Origin of the sequence: Glutamicibacter sp. 0426 (assembly GCF_001906485.1) — a bacterium.
Classification (GTDB): domain Bacteria; phylum Actinomycetota; class Actinomycetes; order Actinomycetales; family Micrococcaceae; genus Glutamicibacter; species Glutamicibacter nicotianae.
On sequence record NZ_MPBI01000001.1, the window covers coordinates 108,905 to 128,930 of the forward strand.

The 20,026-nt window shown below is 62.2% G+C and carries 22 protein-coding genes; 13 read left to right on the forward strand and 9 right to left on the reverse strand.

Annotated elements, in window-relative coordinates; translation table 11 throughout:
* The first annotated feature begins 124 nt into the window (after positions 1–124).
* Positions 125–223 carry a 30S ribosomal protein bS22 gene (locus BKX98_RS00480; RefSeq protein WP_005504750.1) on the forward strand — a complete coding sequence of 33 codons (99 nt, stop codon included), beginning with the start codon at positions 125–127 and terminating at the stop codon, positions 221–223.
* 102 nt (positions 224–325) lie between these two features.
* Here BKX98_RS00480 and BKX98_RS00485 read toward each other — a convergent pair whose 3' ends face one another.
* Positions 326–1,132 carry an HAD family phosphatase gene (locus tag BKX98_RS00485; RefSeq protein ID WP_038992316.1) on the reverse strand — a complete coding sequence of 269 codons (807 nt, stop codon included), beginning with the start codon at positions 1,130–1,132 and terminating at the stop codon, positions 326–328.
* 62 nt (positions 1,133–1,194) lie between these two features.
* Here BKX98_RS00485 and BKX98_RS00490 point away from each other — a divergent pair, with 62 nt between their 5' ends.
* Both BKX98_RS00490 and BKX98_RS00495 read left to right on the forward strand, forming a co-directional pair.
* A complete protein-coding gene (locus BKX98_RS00490; RefSeq protein ID WP_307723203.1) occupies positions 1,195–1,440 on the forward strand; it encodes a glutaredoxin family protein in 246 nt (81 codons plus the stop codon).
* Between the two features lie 27 nt (positions 1,441–1,467).
* Positions 1,468–2,142, forward strand: a complete 675-nt coding sequence (locus tag BKX98_RS00495) for a redox-sensing transcriptional repressor Rex (RefSeq protein WP_255209569.1) — start codon at positions 1,468–1,470, stop codon at positions 2,140–2,142.
* Positions 2,143–2,247: 105 nt separating this feature from the next.
* Here BKX98_RS00495 and BKX98_RS00500 read toward each other — a convergent pair whose 3' ends face one another.
* The gene (locus BKX98_RS00500) at positions 2,248–3,024 is read right to left on the reverse strand and encodes a DUF3824 domain-containing protein (RefSeq protein WP_073705840.1); all 777 of its coding nucleotides are present in this window, start codon (positions 3,022–3,024) and stop codon (positions 2,248–2,250) included.
* 174 nt (positions 3,025–3,198) lie between these two features.
* Between BKX98_RS00500 and BKX98_RS00505 the strand changes: the two genes are divergently transcribed.
* From BKX98_RS00505 to ccsB, 5 genes are read left to right on the forward strand one after another with little or no spacing between them, the layout of a single operon-like run.
* Complete coding sequence (locus BKX98_RS00505; protein WP_038992310.1) at positions 3,199–3,861, forward strand: histidine phosphatase family protein; 663 nt, start codon at positions 3,199–3,201, stop codon at positions 3,859–3,861.
* Between the two features lie 5 nt (positions 3,862–3,866).
* A complete protein-coding gene (locus tag BKX98_RS00510; protein ID WP_038992308.1) occupies positions 3,867–4,490 on the forward strand; it encodes a TlpA disulfide reductase family protein in 624 nt (207 codons plus the stop codon).
* 8 nt (positions 4,491–4,498) lie between these two features.
* Positions 4,499–5,254, forward strand: a complete 756-nt coding sequence (locus tag BKX98_RS00515; RefSeq protein ID WP_073705841.1) for a cytochrome c biogenesis CcdA family protein — start codon at positions 4,499–4,501, stop codon at positions 5,252–5,254.
* Positions 5,254–6,882: a cytochrome c biogenesis protein ResB gene (locus BKX98_RS00520; RefSeq protein WP_073705842.1), complete on the forward strand. Its 1,629-nt coding sequence runs from the start codon at positions 5,254–5,256 to the stop codon at positions 6,880–6,882. Before BKX98_RS00515 ends, BKX98_RS00520 begins: the two co-directional genes overlap by 1 nt.
* Positions 6,875–7,942 (forward strand): c-type cytochrome biogenesis protein CcsB, encoded by a 1,068-nt coding sequence (gene ccsB / locus BKX98_RS00525; protein ID WP_038992305.1) that lies wholly within the window; start codon positions 6,875–6,877, stop codon positions 7,940–7,942. Before BKX98_RS00520 ends, ccsB begins: the two co-directional genes overlap by 8 nt.
* Before the next feature lie 264 nt (positions 7,943–8,206).
* Here the strand turns inward: ccsB and BKX98_RS00530 are convergent, their stop codons facing one another.
* Positions 8,207–8,650 carry a PLD nuclease N-terminal domain-containing protein gene (locus BKX98_RS00530; protein ID WP_073705843.1) on the reverse strand — a complete coding sequence of 148 codons (444 nt, stop codon included), beginning with the start codon at positions 8,648–8,650 and terminating at the stop codon, positions 8,207–8,209.
* 53 nt (positions 8,651–8,703) lie between these two features.
* On the opposite strand from BKX98_RS00530, the gene BKX98_RS00535 reads away from it, so the two are divergent.
* On the forward strand, positions 8,704–8,994 hold the full coding sequence (locus BKX98_RS00535; RefSeq protein WP_038992302.1) for a DUF4229 domain-containing protein: 291 nt from the start codon (positions 8,704–8,706) through the stop codon (positions 8,992–8,994).
* 133 nt (positions 8,995–9,127) lie between these two features.
* Here the strand turns inward: BKX98_RS00535 and BKX98_RS00540 are convergent, their stop codons facing one another.
* From BKX98_RS00540 to BKX98_RS00550, 3 genes are all read right to left on the reverse strand, one after another.
* Complete coding sequence (locus tag BKX98_RS00540) at positions 9,128–10,012, reverse strand: 1,4-dihydroxy-2-naphthoate polyprenyltransferase (protein WP_073705844.1); 885 nt, start codon at positions 10,010–10,012, stop codon at positions 9,128–9,130.
* A 75-nt stretch (positions 10,013–10,087) separates the two neighbouring features.
* Positions 10,088–11,215: an AMP-binding protein gene (locus tag BKX98_RS00545; RefSeq protein ID WP_073705845.1), complete on the reverse strand. Its 1,128-nt coding sequence runs from the start codon at positions 11,213–11,215 to the stop codon at positions 10,088–10,090.
* Between the two features lie 27 nt (positions 11,216–11,242).
* On the reverse strand, positions 11,243–12,205 hold the full coding sequence (locus tag BKX98_RS00550; RefSeq protein WP_198934339.1) for a 1,4-dihydroxy-2-naphthoyl-CoA synthase: 963 nt from the start codon (positions 12,203–12,205) through the stop codon (positions 11,243–11,245).
* Between the two features lie 184 nt (positions 12,206–12,389).
* On the opposite strand from BKX98_RS00550, the gene BKX98_RS00555 reads away from it, so the two are divergent.
* Positions 12,390–13,829: an amino acid permease gene (locus tag BKX98_RS00555; RefSeq protein ID WP_073705846.1), complete on the forward strand. Its 1,440-nt coding sequence runs from the start codon at positions 12,390–12,392 to the stop codon at positions 13,827–13,829.
* 75 nt (positions 13,830–13,904) lie between these two features.
* Here BKX98_RS00555 and BKX98_RS00560 read toward each other — a convergent pair whose 3' ends face one another.
* Positions 13,905–15,332 (reverse strand): MFS transporter, encoded by a 1,428-nt coding sequence (locus tag BKX98_RS00560; RefSeq protein WP_174787669.1) that lies wholly within the window; start codon positions 15,330–15,332, stop codon positions 13,905–13,907.
* A gap of 336 nt (positions 15,333–15,668) precedes the next feature.
* Between BKX98_RS00560 and BKX98_RS00565 the strand changes: the two genes are divergently transcribed.
* Genes BKX98_RS00565 through BKX98_RS00575 form a run of 3 tightly spaced genes read left to right on the forward strand, consistent with a single transcriptional unit; the run spans position 15,669 to position 18,564 of the window.
* The gene (locus BKX98_RS00565; RefSeq protein ID WP_073705847.1) at positions 15,669–16,892 is read left to right on the forward strand and encodes a thiolase family protein; all 1,224 of its coding nucleotides are present in this window, start codon (positions 15,669–15,671) and stop codon (positions 16,890–16,892) included.
* 2 nt (positions 16,893–16,894) lie between these two features.
* Positions 16,895–17,689, forward strand: coding sequence for an enoyl-CoA hydratase/isomerase family protein (locus tag BKX98_RS00570; RefSeq protein ID WP_073705848.1), 795 nt, complete (start codon positions 16,895–16,897; stop codon positions 17,687–17,689).
* 2 nt (positions 17,690–17,691) lie between these two features.
* On the forward strand, positions 17,692–18,564 hold the full coding sequence (locus BKX98_RS00575) for a 3-hydroxyacyl-CoA dehydrogenase family protein (protein WP_073705849.1): 873 nt from the start codon (positions 17,692–17,694) through the stop codon (positions 18,562–18,564).
* 54 nt (positions 18,565–18,618) lie between these two features.
* Here BKX98_RS00575 and BKX98_RS00580 read toward each other — a convergent pair whose 3' ends face one another.
* Together BKX98_RS00580 and BKX98_RS00585 are read right to left on the reverse strand one after the other, a co-directional pair.
* Positions 18,619–18,873, reverse strand: coding sequence for a LuxR C-terminal-related transcriptional regulator (locus BKX98_RS00580; protein WP_073705850.1), 255 nt, complete (start codon positions 18,871–18,873; stop codon positions 18,619–18,621).
* A gap of 145 nt (positions 18,874–19,018) precedes the next feature.
* Positions 19,019–19,921: a serine protein kinase RIO gene (locus BKX98_RS00585; RefSeq protein ID WP_066140929.1), complete on the reverse strand. Its 903-nt coding sequence runs from the start codon at positions 19,919–19,921 to the stop codon at positions 19,019–19,021.
* Positions 19,922–20,026: the final 105 nt, after the last annotated feature.

The window sequence follows — 20,026 nt, forward strand, 5'->3', positions numbered from 1 at the left end:
GAGCATGGCCGAAAAGCGGGTAATCTGTTAAGGAACGTTTAACGTCCGGTCAACCTTGTCCTTGTGCTCGCGCGCAAGCAGGCGTTTGGGGTTGACGCATTTATTTAGTTTGTGAGGAACCACTATGGGCTCTGTTATCAAGAAGCGCCGCAAGCGTATGTCGAAGAAGAAGCACCGCAAATTGCTTCGCAAGACCCGCCACCAGCGTCGCAACAAGAAGTAAATCTGCTTCTGAGCGTTTGCCGCTTGGCAATCATCGCCACCGCTTCACAGTGATACTGCTGAACGGTGGCGATTGCTTTATCCAAAACCGCTCAACGCCCGCCTAAGAGCCGGAACGGCGCACGAATGAACGCCGGGCAGCCCAGAGCGCGCCAAGGACGCCAGCGGCCTTCAGGCCCAGTTTGGCGGCCCGCTGGCCGGTGCGGAAGTCATAGACCTGCCAGCCGCGGCGCTTGGCGTAGGCGCGCAGCCGTGCATCGGGATTGATGCACACCGGATGGCCCACGGCTTCAAGCAGGGGAACATCATTGTAGGAATCCGAGTACGCCCAGGACTTCGATAACGAGATTCCGCGAGCCTTCGCCAGGGAGCGCACGGCCTGGGCCTTTTCCGCAGCATGCAGGATCGGACTGGCCAGCGCTCCGGTGTAGAAACCGTCTTCGCTGGCCACTACGGTGCCCAGTGCGCCGGTAAGTTCCAGGCGATCTGAGATGACATTCGCCACTTCCAGGGGAGTGGCAGTGACCAGCCAGACCTCACGCCCCACCGTCCGATGCTGGCGGGCAATGGCTACCGTCCCGGTCCACAGCTTGGGTTCGATGTATTCGTCATAGATCTCGTTGCCGATCTTCTCGATCTCTGATACCGGAATCCCGCGAACCATCATCAACGCACGGTCGCGGATCTGGTGGATGTCCCCGAGGTGCTCGCCTCGGGCGGCGAAGCGCAGCTGCTTGAGCGCGAACCAGAGGATTTCGCGGAACTGGAAGAAACGGCGCTCATGCAGCTTGCGGGCCAGCAGATACAGCGAGGCGCCGCGCACAAGTGTGTTGTCGACATCGAAAAAAGCGGCGACCGTTTCCGGCGCCAGGGCGGAATTCGGGCTGGGGTGTGGATCGATGGAAGGCATTTGATCCAGTTTATTTCATCGCCAAGTTTAAGCGTGGTTACGGCTCGTGAGATTATAGGCAGGTGAGTACTTTGCATCAGATCCAGCTATTGGTTCGAGAAGGCTGCCACCTGTGCCACGCCGCACGCGCAACCGTGGCCGAGGTGACTGGACGGCTGAATATGGAGTTTTCCGAACTCGATATCGACCAGCACCCTGAACTGCTGGCAAAGCACCACGAAGAAGTGCCGGTGCTGCTCATCGACGGAGCAGTCCGCGACTTCTGGCACATCGACGCACAGCGTCTCGAACGGCTGCTGCGCAGCTAGCCGCGGCGGAATTCATGAATATGCGTTGTGCTCGTCCAGAGCACCGAAAAGTGCGGGAGAACGAAGATGTCAGAGCTTGAAGCCCGGGTCCTGCCTGAGGCCACGCTGGCTCGACTGACTCAATACCTGCGCGCGCTGAACGCCCTGGAAGCCCAAGGCCTGGAACGCACCAGTTCCGGGGTGCTGGCCAAGGAAGCCGGCGTTAACCCCTCCATCTTGCGCAAGGACCTTTCCTGGTTGGGATCCTACGGAACCCGCGGTGTGGGCTATGTGGTCCGCGAGCTGGCAGAACATATCAGCCGCACACTTGGCTTGAACCAGGACTGGCGTGTGGCCATTCTCGGCGCAGGCAACCTCGGCCGGGCGCTCAGCGGCTATGCAGGGTTCAGGACTCGCGGCTTCAACGTCAAGGCGATTCTGGATGTCGATCCTGCACTGGTGGGCAGCGCAGTTGGCGAACTGCATGTGGAAGCCATCGCGGACTTGGCTGCTGTCGTGGAACGCGAGGAAATCAACATTGCCGTCCTAGCCGTCCCCGGAGAAGCCGCGCAGGATCTGGTCTACGAACTGGCCGAGCTGTCGGTCCGCTCGGTGCTCTCCTTCGCGCCGAAGCCGCTGCGCGTACCAGCGGGAATGAATCTGCGGCGCGTCGACCTGTCCACCGAATTGCAGATCCTTGCCTACCTCGCCGTCCAAGGCTGAAACTCCGGCAAGCAGAAAGGCGTAGCCGCATCATCCTCCGATGGGATGACGCGGCTACGCCTTGATTGTTCTTGCGGGGCCTAGCGAAGCTGCAAGGCCAGGGGTTTAGCGGAAGCCCGCAAGGCGGGCCTGACGGCGCTGCGCAATGTATTGCGAGGACGGGCGCAGCCAGGAGAAGACCACGCCGGCAACGCCCAGCAAGATGCCCACAACGTAGACGGCATTGATGATTCCGGCCTGGGTGTCGGCGAACATGCTGATCATTGGAACGGTCGTCACGAGGTTCAGCAGCGAAATCGCACCGAGGATCGTGGCGATAATGCGCATGGCGCCCACGCCGCGGCCAACGAAGAAGCCCACCAGGAAGTACAGGCCCAAGGTGATGACCATGCCGACAATCACGAAGCTCGACATCATGGAATTGACCTGGGACATGAACGCTTCAGGGCTGGCCATCATCTGCTCGACCAGCGGATCCTGCTCCATGCCAGGAGTGCTCTGCATCTGCTTCTCGAACTCTTCTTGGACCAAGGACCACTGCTGGCCAATCATGTTCGCCATCATGTTGGAGTTGGCCATCAGCCAGCTGGCCAGGGCGCTGAAAATGCCGGCGAGCAAGATCAAGCCAAAGGCGATGGCCAAGGTCCGCGGACGCTCGGTCGGCGGCTGCACGCCAGCGTAGCCGCCCTGCTGGCCATACTGGTCGTAGCCCGGAGCCTGCGGCTGCCCGTAGGGATTCGGATTCTGGCCGTACGGGTTCTGGCCATAGGGCGAGGGCTGCTGGCCGTAGGGGTTTTCACCGTAAGGGTTCTGCGATGACCCCTGGCCCGAAGGGTTCGGGTTATAGGGCTGGCCCGGCTGGTTAGGATCGTAGTCGCTCATCATGCATCCTTCTGGGTCGAACTATCTTATTTACCAAGCGTAGTGGCAGGTCATTGTGTGCAACCCCTCCGAAAGGATGGTTTTTCCATATGGGATTCCAATGCGTGTCCTGTGAATAGTTGACGGTGGCCACAATATGGCTAATTTGCACCGAATATTTGAGACACTGGAATCATGCCATTATCGACTGTCCATTTGTTGCGCCATGGGGAAGTTTTCAACCCTGACCGTATGCTCTACGGCAGGATCCCCGGCTTCGGGCTCTCGGAACTGGGATTCCAGATGGCCGATGGGGCAGGCGAATATTTTGCCAAGCGCCAGGCCGAAGGCGGCAACGTGGTCCGGTTGGTAGCCTCTCCGCTCTTGCGTGCCCAGCAGACTGCCGCGCCGACCTCCAAGGCCTTGGACCTGCAGATCCACACCGACGAACGGGTGATTGAAGCGGGCAACAAGCTCGAGGGCCTGTCCAAGGTCGCAGAGCACCTGCGCCAGCCGAAGTATTGGCCACTGCTGGTCAACCCGCTGAAGCCTTCATGGGGTGAAGCCTACGTCGAGCAGGTAGCCCGCATGCGCCTGGCCATGGACGAGCATCGCAAGGCAGCGGTCGCCGAACACGGCGAAGGCTCCGAGGTCATCATCGTCAGCCATCAGCTGCCGATCTGGGTGACGCGCCGAGCCGCCGAGAAGAAGCGTCTGTGGCATGATCCGCGCCAGCGCGAGTGCACCCTTGCATCCATCACCAGCTTTGATTTTGAGGGAGACGAATTGGTCTCCGTGCGTTACACCGAACCGTGCCCCGAGCTGCTTGCCGGCGCGGCGAATATCCCTGGAGCCTAAAGCAAATGACTGATCCCGTGCCTAATCCTCGCCCGTTGAGCCGCCGTACCATGCTGCGATCGCTGATGGTTGCCGCCGCCGTGGTGCCGCTGGCTGCCTGCAGCGGCAAGGAAGATGCGCTGACCGCGCAAGCGAACAGCGGCGACGGCAAGAACTACATTGCCGGCGACGGTGCAGTGGAAGAATACGAAGTCTCCAAGCGCAGCGAACCGGTGGCCATCAAGGCCACCACGTACCATGGCACGGACATCGACTTCACGCAGTGGCAGGGCAAGCCGGTCGTCATGAACTTCTGGTATGCCGCCTGTGCACCGTGCCGCATCGAAGCGCCGGATCTGAAGGAAATTGCCGAAGAGTTCGGCGAGAAGGTCGAATTCATCGGCATCAACGTACGCGACGAAGCCGAAGCCGCGAAGGCCTTTGAACGCACCTTCGACATTCCCTACGAGTCCGTGCAGGACACTGACGGGGCGATCCAGCTGGCGATGACCAAGTACGTGCCGCTGCAGGCTGTTCCATCCACGCTGGTGCTGGACCGCAAGGGACGTGTCCGTGCCCGCGTGATCGGTGCGGTGGAGCCGGGTACTCTCAAATCGTTGATCAGCACCGCTCTGACCGAAGAGTTGTGAGCTGAGCAGTGACCTCTAATCCCTTTGCCGACATCGTCCTGGACGGGTCGTTGCTCCTGGCCGCACCAGTGGCCCTGCTGGCCGGATTGGTCTCCTTCCTCTCGCCTTGCGTCCTTCCGCTGGTGCCGGGCTATCTCGGCTACGTCACCGGATTGACTGGCGCAGATTTGAAGGACCACCGCCGCGGCCGGGTCGTCTCCGGCGTGCTGCTCTTTGTCCTGGGATTCTCTGTGGTCTTCATTGCCGCCGGCGTGCTCTTCAGCCAGGCGTCCGCATGGCTGAGGTTCAACGGCTCCTGGGTCACCCAGGCGTTGGGGTTGGTCGTGGTCTTCATGGGCATCGTCTTCATGGGCGGATTCTCCTGGATGCAGCGGGACCGCAAGATCCATAAGAAACCGCCTGCCGGCTTGTGGGGCGCCCCGGTGCTGGGCTTGACCTTCGGGTTGGGATGGGCGCCGTGCATCGGACCGACGTTGAGCGCGGTATTGATCATGTCCACCGGAGTGGACGCGAACGTGGGCCGCGGAACCCTGCTGACCGTGTTCTATTGCCTCGGGTTGGGCCTGCCCTTCATCCTGATCGCAATGGGTCTGCAGCGCGGCATGCAGGCGCTGGCGTTCTTCCGCAAGCACCAAGTACTGATCATGCGTTTGGGCGGGGGACTGCTCATCGCCTTGGGCCTGGTCATGGTGACAGGGCTCTGGGGAACATGGGTAGCAGAACTGCAAAACTGGTTTGCCAATGAAGTGAGGTTGCCAATTTAATGGCGAAAAATCAACGGAAGTCCAAGGGAACCGGCGACGTGCCTGCCCTGGGATTCGTGGGCTCCATGCGCTGGATCTGGACCCAGCTGACATCGATGCCGACAGCACTGTTCCTGCTGCTGCTGCTCGCTGTCGCTGCGGTGCCGGGCTCGATTTTCCCGCAGCGCGATGCCAACCCCGAATCTGTCGCCCAGTATCTGGAGCAGCACACCACCGCTGGCCCCTGGCTGGACCGCTTCCAGATGTTCGACGTGTACTCCTCGGTGTGGTTCTCCGCGATCTACATCCTGCTGTTCATCTCGCTGATCGGCTGCATCCTCCCGCGTGTGAAGAAGCACGCCAAGGCCTTGCGCACCCCGCCACCGCGGACCCCGGCGCGCCTGGACCGCCTGCCCCAGTACAGCACGCATGAAATTCTTGAAGGCGAAGCCGATACGCCCGATGACCAGCAGGTCATCGATGATGCGTTCAGGATCCTGAAGAAGCGCGGCTACCGCGTCGAGCGCCGCGAGGATGCCACCGGTGCCTCGGTGGCCGCTGAGCGCGGGTACACCCGCGAAATCGGCAACCTGCTCTTCCACATCTCGCTGGTGGGCGTCCTTGCTTCCGCGGCGATCGGCGGCTCCCTGGGCTACACCGGGCAGCGTGTGGTGGTCGAGGGGGAAACGTTCGTGAACTCGCTGGTCGCCTATGACTCCTTCACCCCGGGCACGAACTTCAATGCCGATAACCTCCCTGGCTACGCAGTGACCCTGGACAAGTTCGATATTGTCTTCGACCGCGAATCCGAATCCCACTTCGGCCAGCCTCTGGACTTCACCGCCCACGTGCAGGTGCGCGAATCGGCCGATGCCGAGCCTGTGAAGCAGGAACTGAAGGTCAACCACCCGCTGCGCATCAAGGGCGCCGACGTCTACCTGGTCGGCAACGGCTACGCGCCGGTGATTACCGTCAAGGACGGCAACGGCAACGTCGCCTACTCCGGCCCGGCGGTCTCCATCCCGCAGGACTCGGTCTACACCTCGATGTTCGTGCTGAAGGTGCCGGACGCAGAACCTTCGCAGCTGGGCTTCCAGGGCTTCCTGCTTCCCACCGCGCTGGTGGACGAGAACGGCTTCGGCATTTCCGGCGACCCCAACGCCATTAACCCGCAGCTGCACCTGAACTCGTACTTCGGCGATCTCGGACTGGACGACGGCAACCCGCAGAACGTGTTCGTGCTGGACACCGACAAGATGGAGCCGCTGAACAGCCGTGATCTGGATGCCGGCGGCATCATCCTCGAAGCCGGACAGACCTACGAGCTGCCCGACGGCAAGGGCTCGATCACCTTTGACGACCTCAAGCGCTATGTCGCACTGGACGTGAACCACGACCCGGGCAAGCTGCCGATCGGCATCTCTTCGGCTCTGGCGTTGATCGGCTTGTCGATCTCGCTGTTCACCCCGCGTCGCCGCGTTTGGGTGAAGCTGAAGAATGACGACGGCAAGCGTAGTATCGAATACGCATTGCTGGCACGTGGCGAAGATCCGCGTCTGGAACGCGAAGCCGCAGAACTACAAAAGATCTTTGACAAGGCTTGGCCATTGGCAAGCCAGGAGCAGAACCAAGGAGCCGTAAATGGATAACGCAGGGGCATTAGCGCCTATTAATGAAACGCTGGGTGAATACAGCCAGCTGTTCATGCTGCTGGCCGCCATGGTCTATGGGGTCGTCTTCATCATTTTCGCCTTGGACCTGGCAAAAACCAACAAGTCCATCAGCGAAATGGATTCCCAGGCGCTCAAGCGCGACGAGGAACTGCTGGTCAGCGCCGGCAGTGCCGCGGTGGGCACCAAGGCCCGTGCCAGCAGGGGTGCCGCCGCGCGTGCCGATAACGTCGGCGAGCACATCGTGACCGACAAGATGGAATACACCCAGCTGTCATCCAAGCGTCCGATGGCGCGCATTGCCGTGGTGCTGATGTGGCTGGCAGCGGTCCTGCACGGCGGCGCAGTGGTTTCCCGGGCAATGGCAGCGCACCGCGTGCCGTGGGGCAACATGTACGAGTTCCTGTCGACCGGTGCTTTCCTGGTGGCCCTGGTGTACCTGCTGGTGCTGATCTTCAAGGACCTGCGCTTCATGGGATCCTTCATTTCCGGCCTGGTGACCTTGATGCTGTGCGGTGCCACCATCGGCTTCCCCACACCGGTGGGCCACCTCGTTCCCGCTTTGCAGTCGCCATGGATCGTCATCCACGTTTCCATCGCGGTGCTGGCTTCGGCGCTGTTCGCCATCAGCTTCGCCATGAACGTGCTGCAGCTGATCCAGCATGCCCGCATGAACCGCCTGGCCGCTGGCCAGAAGGACAAGTTGCCCTTCATGCGCGTGGTGCCGGGCGCCGGCGCACTGGAGAACTTCGCCTACCGCATCAACACCATCGCCTTCGTGATGTGGACCTTCACCGTGATCGCCGGAGCGATCTGGGCTGAAGCCGCCTGGGGCCGTTACTGGGGTTGGGATCCAAAGGAAGTCTGGTCCTTCGTGATCTGGGTGGTCTATGCAGGCTACCTTCACGCACGCGCCACCGGCGGTTGGACGGGTCCACGCTCGGCCTGGTTGTCCATCATCGGCTTCCTGTGCGTGGTCTTCAACTTCACCATCGTGAACATCTTCTTCGACGGCCTGCACTCCTACGCCGGAGTCTAGACCCAAAAGAAATCGGCACTGCGAGCGGTTTCCCTTTCAGGGGAGGCCGCTCGCAGCGTTTTATCCGCGCAGTGAAGGGCGCCGTGTCCAGCCGAGGCGCAAGTAGCCTGCAAGTGGCCCATTGAGCCCGTCCGGAGCCCGGAGAAGCGGTCCGGGGCTAGTCCAGCCACCCGGTTGCCCGGGGCTCCAGGGCACAAATAAAGCCCAGCTGCGCTGGCTAGGCGTGCTGGGCTGGCTGCCGGGAACCCCGGCAGGTCGAGAGGGCTATTCGGAGTCAGGCGAAGCGCTGTCTGAGCCTTCTGGGTTGTTCTTGTGCTCCGCGCTGGGCTTTGGCTCCTTGGCCTCCGGCTTGGCTGGTTTCGCGTCGTCGGCCTTCTGCGCTTCCTCGCGTTTGGTGAGGTCTTGCTCACGCGCCTTCAGGTCGGCTTCACGCTGCTGCTGGCGGCGCCAGATCTCCAGCTGGCGCAGGAAATCCTCGTCATCGTCCGGAGCCATGGACTTCTGCGCCGGGGCATCATGAGATGCTGCAGGGCGCCCCAGGAGGAACCACAAACCTGCTCCGACGAGCGGTAGCAGGATGATGACCGCGAACCACGCAGGCTTAGGCAATGAACGTATGCGGCTGCGTTCTGCACGAGCGCATTCGATCAGGGTGTAGATCGTCAAAGCAACCGAAACCACTGCGGCGAAAATTATAAAGCGGACCATGCTTCCATTCTAGTGATAATCCTGTTCACAGGTTCATCGGTAGACTTGAGACTATGCAGTTCGTGAAATATACCGTTATCCGCCTAGGCGTATTCCTCGCCGTTTTCCTAGGCCTCTGGTGGGGTCTGAGGTGGCCAATCTTCGTTTCCGGAATTATTGGCCTCATCGTGGCCTTCGCGGTGGCCTACCTTTTCTTCAACAAACTTCGTCTACGGGCGAACGAAGATATCCGCAATGCCTTCAACAAGACCTCGGCCAACAAGACCAAGAAGCAGCTGGACGACGAAGCTGTCGAGGATGAATTCGACGAATCGCAGCGCAAGCAGACGCCTCACGCCGAGTAGTTCCCGCTACGCAGGTCAATCGAGAACTGCATGGCCCAGCCAACCACCCTGGCCGGCACGGCAATTAACGAGATGGGCTGGCCGGATCGCATGATCCGGCCAGCCCATCGTCTTATGCAGTCATTGCTGGAGCCTAGGCTAGAACCTCGATGGCGATCGCCAGGGCGAAGAGCACCGCGTAGACCATATTCACAATGCCGGTCTGCTTGAGCACCAACACCAGTTTGGGAAGCCGCTGCTCGCGAAGCATCAGCAGCGATGGCGCTGCCGCAGGAATGAAGGTGATCAGGATCAGCCACATCCACGGGAAGTCGCCGGTGGCCAGCAATGGCAGCAGGATGGCTACCGCCAGCATCAGCACATAGCTCAGGCGGGCGTTGTGTTCGCCAAGGCGTACCGCCAAGGTAATCTTCCCCACCTCTTTGTCGGTAGGAATGTCGCGCACGTTATTGGCCATCAGCAGGGCGCAGCCAATCAGCCCGGTGCCGATGGCACCCCACAGTGAAGCCATGGTCAGCTGGTTGATCTGGGTGAAAGTGGTGCCCAGGGTGGCAACCAGGCCGAAGAAGATGAAGACGTAGATATCGCCCAGACCTCGGTAGCCATAGGGGTTCTTGCCGCCGGTGTAGCCCCAGGCGGCGAAGATCGCGGCAACGCCGACCAGCAGCAGCGGCCAGGCTGAGGAAAGGATAACCAGGATCAGGCCGAAGGCGGCGGCCAACCCGAAGCACCCGAATGCGGCATTGCGCACGTTCTTCGGCTCCGTGAGCTTGGACCCGGTCAGGCGCAACGGGCCGACGCGTTCGTCATCGGTGCCGCGGATGCCATCCGAGTAGTCGTTGGAGTAGTTCACTCCCACTTGGAGCAGCAGGCCCACGAGCAGAGCCAAGATGAAACGGATCCAGTGAATGGTTCCGGTTTCACCGAGCGCGGCCGCGGTGCCGATGACGACCGGGGCAATGACGATGGGCAAGGTGCGCAAGCGCGCTCCGGAAACCCATTGGGAAAGTGTGGCCACTTCCTGTCCTTTCAGGGCAAGTGAAAACTCGTACCCTCTAGTTTCCCGCGATTAGCCGTGCAAGGCGAATTGAGGCTAGTCGCGAATGCCCAGTTCCTCGATGAGCAGCCGCCGGTTGAACTTGCCGTTGGGCAGCTGCGGCAAGCCGTGGGGGTAGTGGCGCACGTGCTTTGGCACAGCCTCCTTGCCCAGGGTCCGGCGCACCGCGTCAAAGGCATCGGCGGTGCTGGTCGGGCCCGAATAGGCCAGGCCCACGCTTTGGCCCCATTGCGCATCGGGCACCGGAACCACGATTGCCTGCGTAAAGAATTCCTCCAGCAGCCCTTCGATCTTCGATGCCGAAAGCTTGATGCCACCGGAATTAATCACGTCATCGACGCGTCCGATGATCTTCAAGCGCTGTCCGTCAACCGTGCCCAGATCATCGGTGACATACCAGCGCGCACCATCTCGTTCAACGAAGTGCTCGGCCGTGGCTTCGGGGGCGTTGGCGTATCCGTCGGCCAGCATCGGTCCGGAAACCCAGATGCGTCCCTCATGCTCGGCCAGCTGCACGCCGGGAAGCGCGGTGCCGTTGTAGACCAGGCCGCCGGAGGTTTCCGAGGAGCCGTAGGTCTGGAAAATCTTCAGCCCGTGATGCCGGGCGCGGGTCAGCAGATCCCGGCTGGCTCGTGCCCCGCCCAGGAGGATGGCATCGAAGCGCTTCAGCGCCTGCAGGGTTTCCGGAGCCGGGTTGTCCAGCAGCCGGGCCAGCTGGGTCGGCACCAGCGAAGTCATCCGGCGGGACTCGACCATTTGATTGGCCGCTTCGGTGAAAGCCGTGGCCGAGAAGCTCCCCCTGGTGTCCATGGCCACTGGCTTGGTGCCGGCGAACAAGGAACGGGTCAGCACGCTCAGGCCCGCCACGTAGTGCACCGGCAGGGCCAATAGCCACTGGCCTTCGAAGCCGAGGAACTCGGCCGTGGCCTGCGCGCTGGATGCCAACGCCGAAACGCTGAGCACCGTGCGCTTGGCCCGGCCGGTGGAACCGGAGGTCCGCACTACCGCCATGGGCTGCTCGAAACCCGGCAGGTCCGTTGGGGCCAGGTACTCGATGCGCGATCCGTTGGGGCTGCGCTCATCGAGCAGCACCTCAACGGCCGGGCCCTCGTCATTGGCCGCCTTGGCCAGGGCCGCGAGCAGTTCAGCGAGTTGTGCGTCCATATCCGGTCCTCGTTCCTCCGCGCTGGATTAGAAGTAGTAGGGGTAGTTGGACCAATCCGGGTCGCGCTTGCCCAGGAACGCGTCGCGCCCCTCCACTGCTTCGTCGGTCATGTAGGCCATGCGGGTGGCCTCGCCTGCGAAGACCTGCTGTCCGGCCAGGCCATCGTCGGCCAGGTTGAAAGCGAACTTCAGCATGCGGATGGCCTGCGGGGACTGGCGCGCGATATCGGCTGCATACTCCAACGCCACCTCTTCGAGGCGTTCGTGATCCACCGACTCGTTGACCGCGCCCACGCGGACCATGTCATCGGCCGAGTACTCGCGGGCGAGGAAGAAGATTTCGCGGGCTGTCTTCTGCCCGACCTGGCGGGCGAGCAGCGCCGAACCGTACCCGGCATCGAAGGAGCCGACGGTGGCGTCGGTCTGCTTGAACTTGCCGTTCTGCTTCGAAGCGATGGTCAAATCCGAGACCACGTGCAGCGAGTGCCCGCCGCCGGCAGCCCAGCCATTGACAACGCACACCACAACCTTTGGCATGGTGCGCATCAGGCGCTGGACCTCCAGGATGTGCAGGCGTCCGGCACGTGCCGGGTCGATGGACTCGCGGGTCTCGCCCTCGGCATAGCGGTAGCCGTCGCGGCCGCGGATGCGCTGGTCGCCGCCGGAGCAGAAAGCGTGCCCGCCGTCCTTCTCCGATGGTCCGTTGCCGGTCAGCAGCACGGTGGCCACATCGCTGGTCATGCGGGCATGGTCCATGGCGCGGTACAGCTCGTCCACGGTGTGCGGGCGAAAGGCGTTGCGCACCTCGGGGCGGTCGAAGGCGATGCGCACGGTGGGAAGGTCGCGCACGATGCTGCCATCAGCGGTTCGCTCAACCTGGCGATGGTAGGTGATGTCGGTGAAGTCGAATCCCTCGACCACGCGCCAGCGCGTTGGATCGAAGACATCGGAGACCTTCTCGGGCAATGCGGAATTATTCAGGCTACTCACCCTATGAATGCTAGTCGGTTTCGTCCCGAACTCTAAGAAAGGGGGAGTAGACTCTTCACGGCCCGACTGGCGGTTGCGCACGGAATCCCCGCCTCGAAGCCTTGGACCACCCAGTGAGTCACCGGATTCATTTCACGATTTTGCACGGATCCATTCAACGCTTCCGTAGGTCAGGAGTTCATCTATGCCATCTGCCCAGCATCAACCGGCAGCCCCGGAAATCAGCGCCGAGGGCTACAAGAAATCCCTGAGCCGCCGCCACGTCCAGATGATCGCGATCGGCGGAGCCATCGGCGTGGGGCTGTTCATGGGGTCCGGCGGGCGGCTGGCCTCGACCGGGCCGGCACTGGTGCTGTCCTATCTGGTGGCCGGTGCGCTGGCCTACCTGCTGATGCGGGCCCTGGGTGAATTGATCATGTACCGCCAGACCTCAGGCTCCTTCGTCTCCTACGCCGCTGAGCTCTTCGGCCCGAAGGGCGCCTTCGTCTCCGGATGGATGTACGTGCTGAACTGGATCATGACCGGCATCGCCGAATTGATCGCCATCGGCCTGTACTTCCAGTACTTCTTCCCGAATGTCCCGGTGACCGTGTCCGCATTCTGCGCGCTGCTGCTGCTGGTGGCCATCAACCTGTTCAGCGCCAAGGCGTTCGCGGAGTTCGAGTTCTGGGCGGCCTGCATCAAGGTTGCCGCGATCCTGCTGTTCCTGGCCGTGGGCACCTACATGGTGGTGACCAACGCCCAGGTCGGAGAGCACACCGCATCGGTGGCCAACCTGTTCATCGGCGATGAGAACGGCGAGGGCGGCATGTTCCCGCGCGGCTTCTTCGTCAGCATCCTGGTCCTGAATTCGGTGATCTTCGCCTACAACGCCATTGAACTGGTGGGCATTGCCGCCGGCGAGATGGAGCACCCGGAAAAGGAAGTTCCTTCGGCAATCCGCGCCGTGGTCGTCCGCATCCTGGTCTTCTATGTCGGCAGCGTGTCCCTGCTGGCCATGGTGCTGCCCTGGAACGAGTATGAATCCGGGGTCAGCCCATTTGTCACGGTCTTCGAGAAGATGGGCCTGGGCTGGGTGGGAAGCGTCATGAACCTGGTGGTGATTACCGCAGCGCTGTCCTCCTGCAATTCGGGCTTGTACTCCATCGGCCGCATCCTGCGCACCATGAGCGGCAACGGGCATGCCCCGCAGTGGCTTTCCAGGATGAACAAGCACTTTGTGCCTTCAGCCGGCATCATCACCGTGGGCGTGGTCTATCTTGCCGGCGTCATCCTGAACATCTGGCTTGGCGATTCCTTCGCCTTCGACCTTGCCTTGAACACCGCATCCATTGGTGTGCTGTTCACCTGGGCCTCGATTTTCGGATGCCAGCTGATGCTGCGCAAGAAAAAGGGCGCTGTGTCCTCGCTGCCCATGCCGGGTTCGCCCATGACCGGCTGGATCGGATTGATTTCCCTGCTGGTGATCACCGTCTTGATTTCCTTCGATACGCTGACCGGGGAGAACGGCGAGGTATTCCCGGTAGGGCTGTACACGATCGCGACGATTCCGCTGTTCGCGGTGCTGCTGTGGGTCGGCTGGCGGTTCGCCCGCAGGCACGCCCGGTCGAGCATCGACTTCTAGCCGCCGGGCTTTCGGCACCAAGCACCAAGGGGGCGCATCTGCACTGCAGATGCGCCCCCTTGGTGCTGTGCTGGCTCAGGACGTCCGGGTTTCGTCCTGTTGCACTGTGGCCAAGATGCCGGTGTCCAGGGCATCGGGGATTTCTGTCCCGCGCAGCGAGGCTCCGGCGGTCTCCGGCATGAACTTGATGGCGATCGCGCCGATGACGCAAGCTGCCATCATGTAGATCGCAGGGAAGAGCAGGAAGCCGGTGGAATCGATTGCCGCTTCGTTGACCATCGCGGCGGTACCGCCGAAGATGGCGGTGGCGACGTTGTAGGTGATCGCGAAGCCCGCGAAGCGCACCTGCGAGGGGAACATCGCCGGGAAGGTCGCGGTAATGGTCGCCAGCTGCGGGATGTACAACAGTCCCAGCACAGCGAAGCCGACAATGGCCCAGGCGAAGGACTGGCCCATGAGCCAGAACATCGGCAGCGCCAGCACGAACAGGCCGATCACCGAGGCGTACCACATCGGACGGCGTCCCACCTTGTCGGAGAGCGAGCCGGCGAACGGGATGACCGCCATCATGGCGACTTCGCCGATCAGGATGGTGGCCAGCGATGCGCTGGAGCTCAGCCCCAGCTGGGTTTCCAGGTAGGTCGGCATGTAGCTGAGCAGCGTGTAGTTGACGACGTTCAGCGCGATGACCAGTCCGGTCATGGTCAGCATCGGTCGCCAGTACTGCATGACCAGTTCCTTGAGCGAACCGCCTTGCTGGGCTTCGCCGGCCTCTTCCATCTCCTGGAAGACCGGGGTGTCTTCCAGCTTGCTACGCAGGTACAGGCCGATCAGGCCCATGGGCAAGGCGAGGAAGAACGGGATGCGCCAGCCATAGGCCATCATGGCTTCTTCGCCGAGCATCAGCTGAAGGGCCAGCATTACCGCGGTACCGAGGGCGAAGCCGCCCAGGGTGCCGAATTCCAGAAAGGAGCCGAAGAAGCCGCGCTTGCGGTCCGGCGCGTATTCGGCCATGAAGGTTGCCGCGCCGCCGTATTCGCCACCGGTGGAAAAGCCCTGGACCATGCGCAGCAGCACCAGCAGGATCGGGGCTGCGACGCCAATGGCTTCATAGGTGGGCAGGACACCGATGAGGAAGGTGGCCAGCGACATCATGATGATCGTCAGGGCCAGGATCTTCTTGCGGCCCAGCTTGTCGCCCAGCGGGCCCCAGACCAGGCCGCCAATCGGGCGGACCAGGAAGGAGAGGGCGAAGGTGGCCAGGGCCATGAAGGTGCCGCCCTCGGTGGGGAAGAAGTGGGCGGTGATGTAGGTGACGGCTACGGCGTAGACACCGTAGTCGAACCATTCGGTCATGTTGCCCATGGCCGAGGCGGCAGTGGCCTTGCGAACTTCTTGCCGGCCTTCCTGCGTGTTCATGTCCGGGCCGATGTCGTGGTCCAGGTCGGGTGTGAAATTATGAGAATTCGAGTTGTCGTTTGGCTGGCTATGTTCCGGTTGCATTGCTGCTCCGTTGTTTTCAGCTTTCCGTCGACCGATCGCCCAAGGGCCAGATAGAAATTCATCGCCTTGGCCGCGGTCCACGATCCGAGGGTTTCCCGGAGTCGGTTAAATACCAGAGGCTATTCGAATCATTCTGCAAAATCAAGCACTGACATGGATTTGGTTCCGAGGGTTCGCGGATAAAACGGTAGTTGGCCTGTGGGCTGGCCACGTGGAATAGCAGGCCTGAAAATGTTCAATTGTGAAAAAGCGGCGATCCGCGACTTTATTATTGAACGAATGGTCGGTAAGTTTAGGTGTTGAGGGTCACTAACCATTTCGGCATAAGGAGCACAAATGACCGAGGCATTTCTCGTAGGTGGAGCACGCACGCCGGTAGGCCGCTACGGAGGGACGCTCAGCGCTGTGCGCCCCGACGACCTGGCTGCGCTGACGATCCGCCGCGTCATCGACGACGCAGGCATCGACCCGGCAGACATCGATGAAGTCATTTACGGAAACGCCAACGGCGCCGGCGAGGAGAACCGCAACGTGGCCCGCATGGCTGCGCTGCTGGCAGGACTTCCCATCACCGTTCCTGGCATCACGGTCAACCGCCTCTGCGCCTCCGGCATGAGCGCCATCACCATGGCCAGCCATATGATCAAGGCCGGTGCCGCCGACATCGTCGTCGCCGGCGGCACCGAATCCATGTCGCGGGCTCCCTGGGTCATGGAAAAGCCGGCCAAGGCCTTCGCCAAGCCGGGGGCAACCTTCGACACCTCCATCGGCTGGCGCTTCACCAACCCGCAATTCCTTTCCGGGGAGTACGCCCGCGATGGCAAAGCCACGTTCTCCATGCCGGAAACCGCCGAGGAAGTCGCCCGGGTCTACAACATCTCGCGCGAGGACTGCGACCAGTTCGCCGTCGAATCCCACGCCAAGGCCATCGCCGCCATCGAAGCTGGGCGCTTCCGCGATGAAATCGTTCCGGTGACCGTCAAGGGCCGCAAGGGCGACACCATCGTGGATACGGATGAAGGGCCTCGGCCTGGCACCACCATGGATGTGCTGTCCGGACTGCGCCCAGTAGTCAAGGGCGGCAGCGTGGTCACCGCCGGCAACGCCTCGACGCTGAACGACGGAGCTTCGGCGATCCTCGTGGTTTCCGAACGCGCCATCAAGAAGTACGGCCTGACCCCGCGGGCACGTATCGTCGACGGGCAGGCCGCGGGCCTGGAACCGGAGATCATGGGCATGGGACCGGTTCCGGCGACGCGCAAGGTCCTCGAACGCGCCGGCGTGGGCATCGAGCAGATCGGCGCCATGGAAATCAACGAAGCCTTCGCCAGCCAGTCCCTGGCCAGCATGCGCGAGCTGGGCGTAGACGCCTCAATCGTCAACCGCGACGGCGGCGCCATTTCGCTGGGCCACCCGCTGGGTTCCAGCGGTTCGCGCATTGTCATCACCCTGCTGGGCCGCATGGAACGCGAACTGGCCTCCGAGCAGCGCAAGCTGGGCGTGGCCACCATGTGCGTGGGCGTCGGCCAGGGCACCGCAATCTTGCTGGAAGGCGTCTAGGCATGAGCGATCTGAAGAGCGAATTCACCACCCTCAAGCTGTCGGAAACCGATGACCGGCTCTGGGTGCGCCTGCACCGGCCGGATGTGCGCAACGCCATCGACCAGGCCATGGTCGACGAGCTGCACGCCATCTGCGCCTACCTGGAGAAGAACCCCAAGATCCTGATCATCGCCGGCACCCCCGCAGAAGCGCCGAGCGAAGCCAACCCCAAGGGGCGCAAAGGCATCTTCGCTTCGGGCGCGGACATTGCCCAGCTGCGCGAACGCCGTCGCGATGATGCGCTCGCCGGGATCAACTCGGGCATCTTCGACAGGATCGCCAAGCTGCCGATGCCGGTGATTGCAGCCCTCGACGGCTTCGCGCTGGGCGGCGGTGCCGAGCTGGCCTATGCCGCGGACTTCCGCATCGGCACCCCCGAGCTGCGCATGGGCAACCCTGAAACGAACCTGGGCATCATGGCCGCGGCCGGCGCCACCTGGCGGCTGAAGGAGCTGGTCGGCGAACCGCTGGCCAAGGAAATCCTGCTGGCCGGCAAGGTGCTCACCGGCGAGCAGTGCCTGGCCGCCAACCTGGTCACCGAATTGCATCCCGCCACCGAGCTGGATGCGGCGGCCGACGCCTTGGCGGACCGCATCGGAGCCCAGGATCCTCTGGCGGTTCGGATCACCAAGTCGGTCTTCCATACTCCCCGCGAAGTCCACCCGGTCATCGACACCTTGGCCCAGGGCATGCTGTTCGAGTCCCAGGCAAAATTCGACCGCATGCAAGCATTCCTAGATCGAAAGAAGAAGTAAGCATGAGTGCACAGACCAGCTTCACCTCCGGCGCACTGCCGCAGCAGATGGGCGTGCTCGGCGGAGGGCGCATGGGCGCCGGCATCGCCCACGCGTTCCTGATCAGCGGCAGCTCGGTGACGGTTGTCGAACGCGACAGCGAGTCGGCGCAGGCCGCCTATGAGCGCGTGGCAGCATCAGTGGACAAGTCGATCGCCCGCGGCGGGGTGAGCGAAAGCCGCGAAGAGCTGCTGGCTCGTTTCTCCACCAGTACCGATTACGGGCAATTCGCCAGCGCGCAGCTGGTGATTGAAGCAGTCCCCGAAATCTGGGATCTGAAGGTCTCCTCGCTGCAAGCGGTGGAGCAGGCCTTGGGCAGCGATGCCGTGCTCGCATCCAACACCTCGTCGCTGTCGGTCAGCGGACTGGCCGAGGAATTGCAGCGTCCGCAGAACTTCCTGGGCCTGCACTTCTTCAACCCGGTCCCGGCTTCCACCCTGATCGAGGTCGTGATCGGCAAGCAGACCGACCAAGCGCTGGTGGGTGCATCGCGCGGTTGGGTTGAAGGCTTGGGCAAGATCGCGGTCGTGGTCAATGACGCTCCGGGCTTCGCATCATCCCGCTTGGGCGTGGCAATCGCGCTGGAAGCGATGCGCATGGTCGAGGAAGGCGTCGCCAGCGCCGAAGACATCGACAATGCGATGGTCCTCGGGTACAAGCACCCCACCGGCCCGCTGAAGACCACCGACATTGTCGGTCTGGACGTGCGGCTGGGCATTGCAGAGTACCTGCATGAGACGCTGGGGGAGCGCTTCGCTCCGCCGCAGATCCTGAAGGACTTGGTGGCCGAGGGCAAGCTGGGCCGCAAGACCGGGCAGGGCTTCTATACCTGGTAGGACATCGATGAAAAGGGCTGCGCATGCAGCCCTTTTCGCGTTCCGGCAGGTGTTTCAGGCGATCAAGCCGCTGTGGCGCGCACGCAGCACCGCATCGAAGCGATTCGTGGCGACGAGCTTCCGCGCCGCCGGCGCCAGATAGCTCGTGACGGTGCTTTCGGCTAAGCCCATATGCGCGCCAATCAAGGCATTGCACGGGACCAGCACCAGATGGGAATCCACTTCGAGCTGACGCGGCGAAAGGACAGAGAGGCCGACGCCTTCATTTGCCTGGCCATGGAAGCCTTCAGCGCAAGCACGCTGATTCACGAGCTCGGCGGCTGGCCGGGCCGGATATCACCGCACTCCTGGCCTGGTACGGCTTTTGCCATCGGCGACAACACCACCTGGCGTCGTGCGGTGCTGCCCGTCTGAGCCCAGTGGGCGTACAAACCGGTGGTCGGCAAGCGCCGGCTCAGAACAGATGGCTCAGCAACGAAGAAAACAACTCATCCGGGTCATTGGGCAGTCCCTTGGAAGCGAACCACTCGCAAAGATTCACGCAATCGCGATGCAAGAAGTCCAAACCGTTCGGGTTGCCGGCGAGATCGACGCACTGCGGAACATCGATCACCACCAGGCGTTCGCCGGATACGAGAAGGTTGTATGCCGAAAGGTCGCCGTGGGCGACCCCGAGTCCGGCAAACCTCTCCAACGCGTCGACGAGCTGGTCCCACAGCGCTGGCAGGCGCGGATCAAAGCGCGAGAGCTGCTGCAACCTCGGAGCCGCCGCATGCTGGTCCTCGGGATCGGCGATGAACTCCATCAGGATTTCGGTGCCGTCGATTTGCACCGGATAGGGGACCGGAATTCCCGCCTCGTAGCAGCGCAACAGGTAGGTCCATTCGGCGTTGGCCCACTGCAGCGCTGCCACCTGCTTGCCGTAGGTGGAGTTGTTGCGGATGGCGCGGTTATCACGCGAACGCCGTGCGGAGCGCCCATCGCTGTAGGCCTGGGAACGGCTGAACTGCATTTGCTCACGTGAACGGTAGCGCTTTGCGGCCAGAAGGCTGCTGCGATCTTCGGTGGCACGTTCCAGCAGGAAGACATCGCCTTCCTTGCCGGTTTTCAGGATTCCCAGCTCCGTGTCAATAGCGGCGGCGTCTTCGATGAGCCAGTGCGGATACGGCTTCGGCCCGCGCAACCCCTTTTCGATAAATGGCCACGTCGAGTACCGTTGGCCGTCATCCGGTTCACCGGTATCGGATTCGTTCCAGACAGGCTTGTGCTTGCTGAATTTCAGTTGCTCATCGGCATCTGCGGAGCCGGCATCGATCAGTGGTGAATGTGCGGCCGCGAGGCCAGCGGGGTAATGCATTGGAAATAGTCCTTGGAAGTAGTGGGGAGTGACGGGTACAGGCGGAAAGCAATCATCGTTACCCCTCCTTCGCTAGACTGATTGACGTTTGTCAATGACTAAAAC

What these genes read in the sequence shown, in the direction of transcription:
- BKX98_RS00480 (WP_005504750.1), top strand. Translation starts at nt 125, where the DNA reads ATGGGCTCTGTTATCAAGAAGCGCCGCAAGCGTATGTCGAAGAAGAAG.
- BKX98_RS00520 (WP_073705842.1), top strand. Translation starts at nt 5,254, where the DNA reads ATGGCGAAAAATCAACGGAAGTCCAAGGGAACCGGCGACGTGCCTGCC.
- BKX98_RS00570 (WP_073705848.1), top strand. Translation starts at nt 16,895, where the DNA reads ATGAGCGATCTGAAGAGCGAATTCACCACCCTCAAGCTGTCGGAAACC.
- BKX98_RS00535 (WP_038992302.1), top strand. Translation starts at nt 8,704, where the DNA reads ATGCAGTTCGTGAAATATACCGTTATCCGCCTAGGCGTATTCCTCGCC.
- BKX98_RS00545 (WP_073705845.1), bottom strand. Translation starts at nt 11,215, where the DNA reads ATGGACGCACAACTCGCTGAACTGCTCGCGGCCCTGGCCAAGGCGGCC.
- BKX98_RS00585 (WP_066140929.1), bottom strand. Translation starts at nt 19,921, where the DNA reads ATGCATTACCCCGCTGGCCTCGCGGCCGCACATTCACCACTGATCGAT.
- BKX98_RS00485 (WP_038992316.1), bottom strand. Translation starts at nt 1,132, where the DNA reads ATGCCTTCCATCGATCCACACCCCAGCCCGAATTCCGCCCTGGCGCCG.
- BKX98_RS00510 (WP_038992308.1), top strand. Translation starts at nt 3,867, where the DNA reads ATGACTGATCCCGTGCCTAATCCTCGCCCGTTGAGCCGCCGTACCATG.
- BKX98_RS00560 (WP_174787669.1), bottom strand. Translation starts at nt 15,332, where the DNA reads ATGCAACCGGAACATAGCCAGCCAAACGACAACTCGAATTCTCATAAT.
- BKX98_RS00500 (WP_073705840.1), bottom strand. Translation starts at nt 3,024, where the DNA reads ATGAGCGACTACGATCCTAACCAGCCGGGCCAGCCCTATAACCCGAAC.
- ccsB (WP_038992305.1), top strand. Translation starts at nt 6,875, where the DNA reads ATGGATAACGCAGGGGCATTAGCGCCTATTAATGAAACGCTGGGTGAA.
- BKX98_RS00565 (WP_073705847.1), top strand. Translation starts at nt 15,669, where the DNA reads ATGACCGAGGCATTTCTCGTAGGTGGAGCACGCACGCCGGTAGGCCGC.
- BKX98_RS00505 (WP_038992310.1), top strand. Translation starts at nt 3,199, where the DNA reads ATGCCATTATCGACTGTCCATTTGTTGCGCCATGGGGAAGTTTTCAAC.
- BKX98_RS00530 (WP_073705843.1), bottom strand. Translation starts at nt 8,650, where the DNA reads ATGGTCCGCTTTATAATTTTCGCCGCAGTGGTTTCGGTTGCTTTGACG.
- BKX98_RS00555 (WP_073705846.1), top strand. Translation starts at nt 12,390, where the DNA reads ATGCCATCTGCCCAGCATCAACCGGCAGCCCCGGAAATCAGCGCCGAG.
- BKX98_RS00575 (WP_073705849.1), top strand. Translation starts at nt 17,692, where the DNA reads ATGAGTGCACAGACCAGCTTCACCTCCGGCGCACTGCCGCAGCAGATG.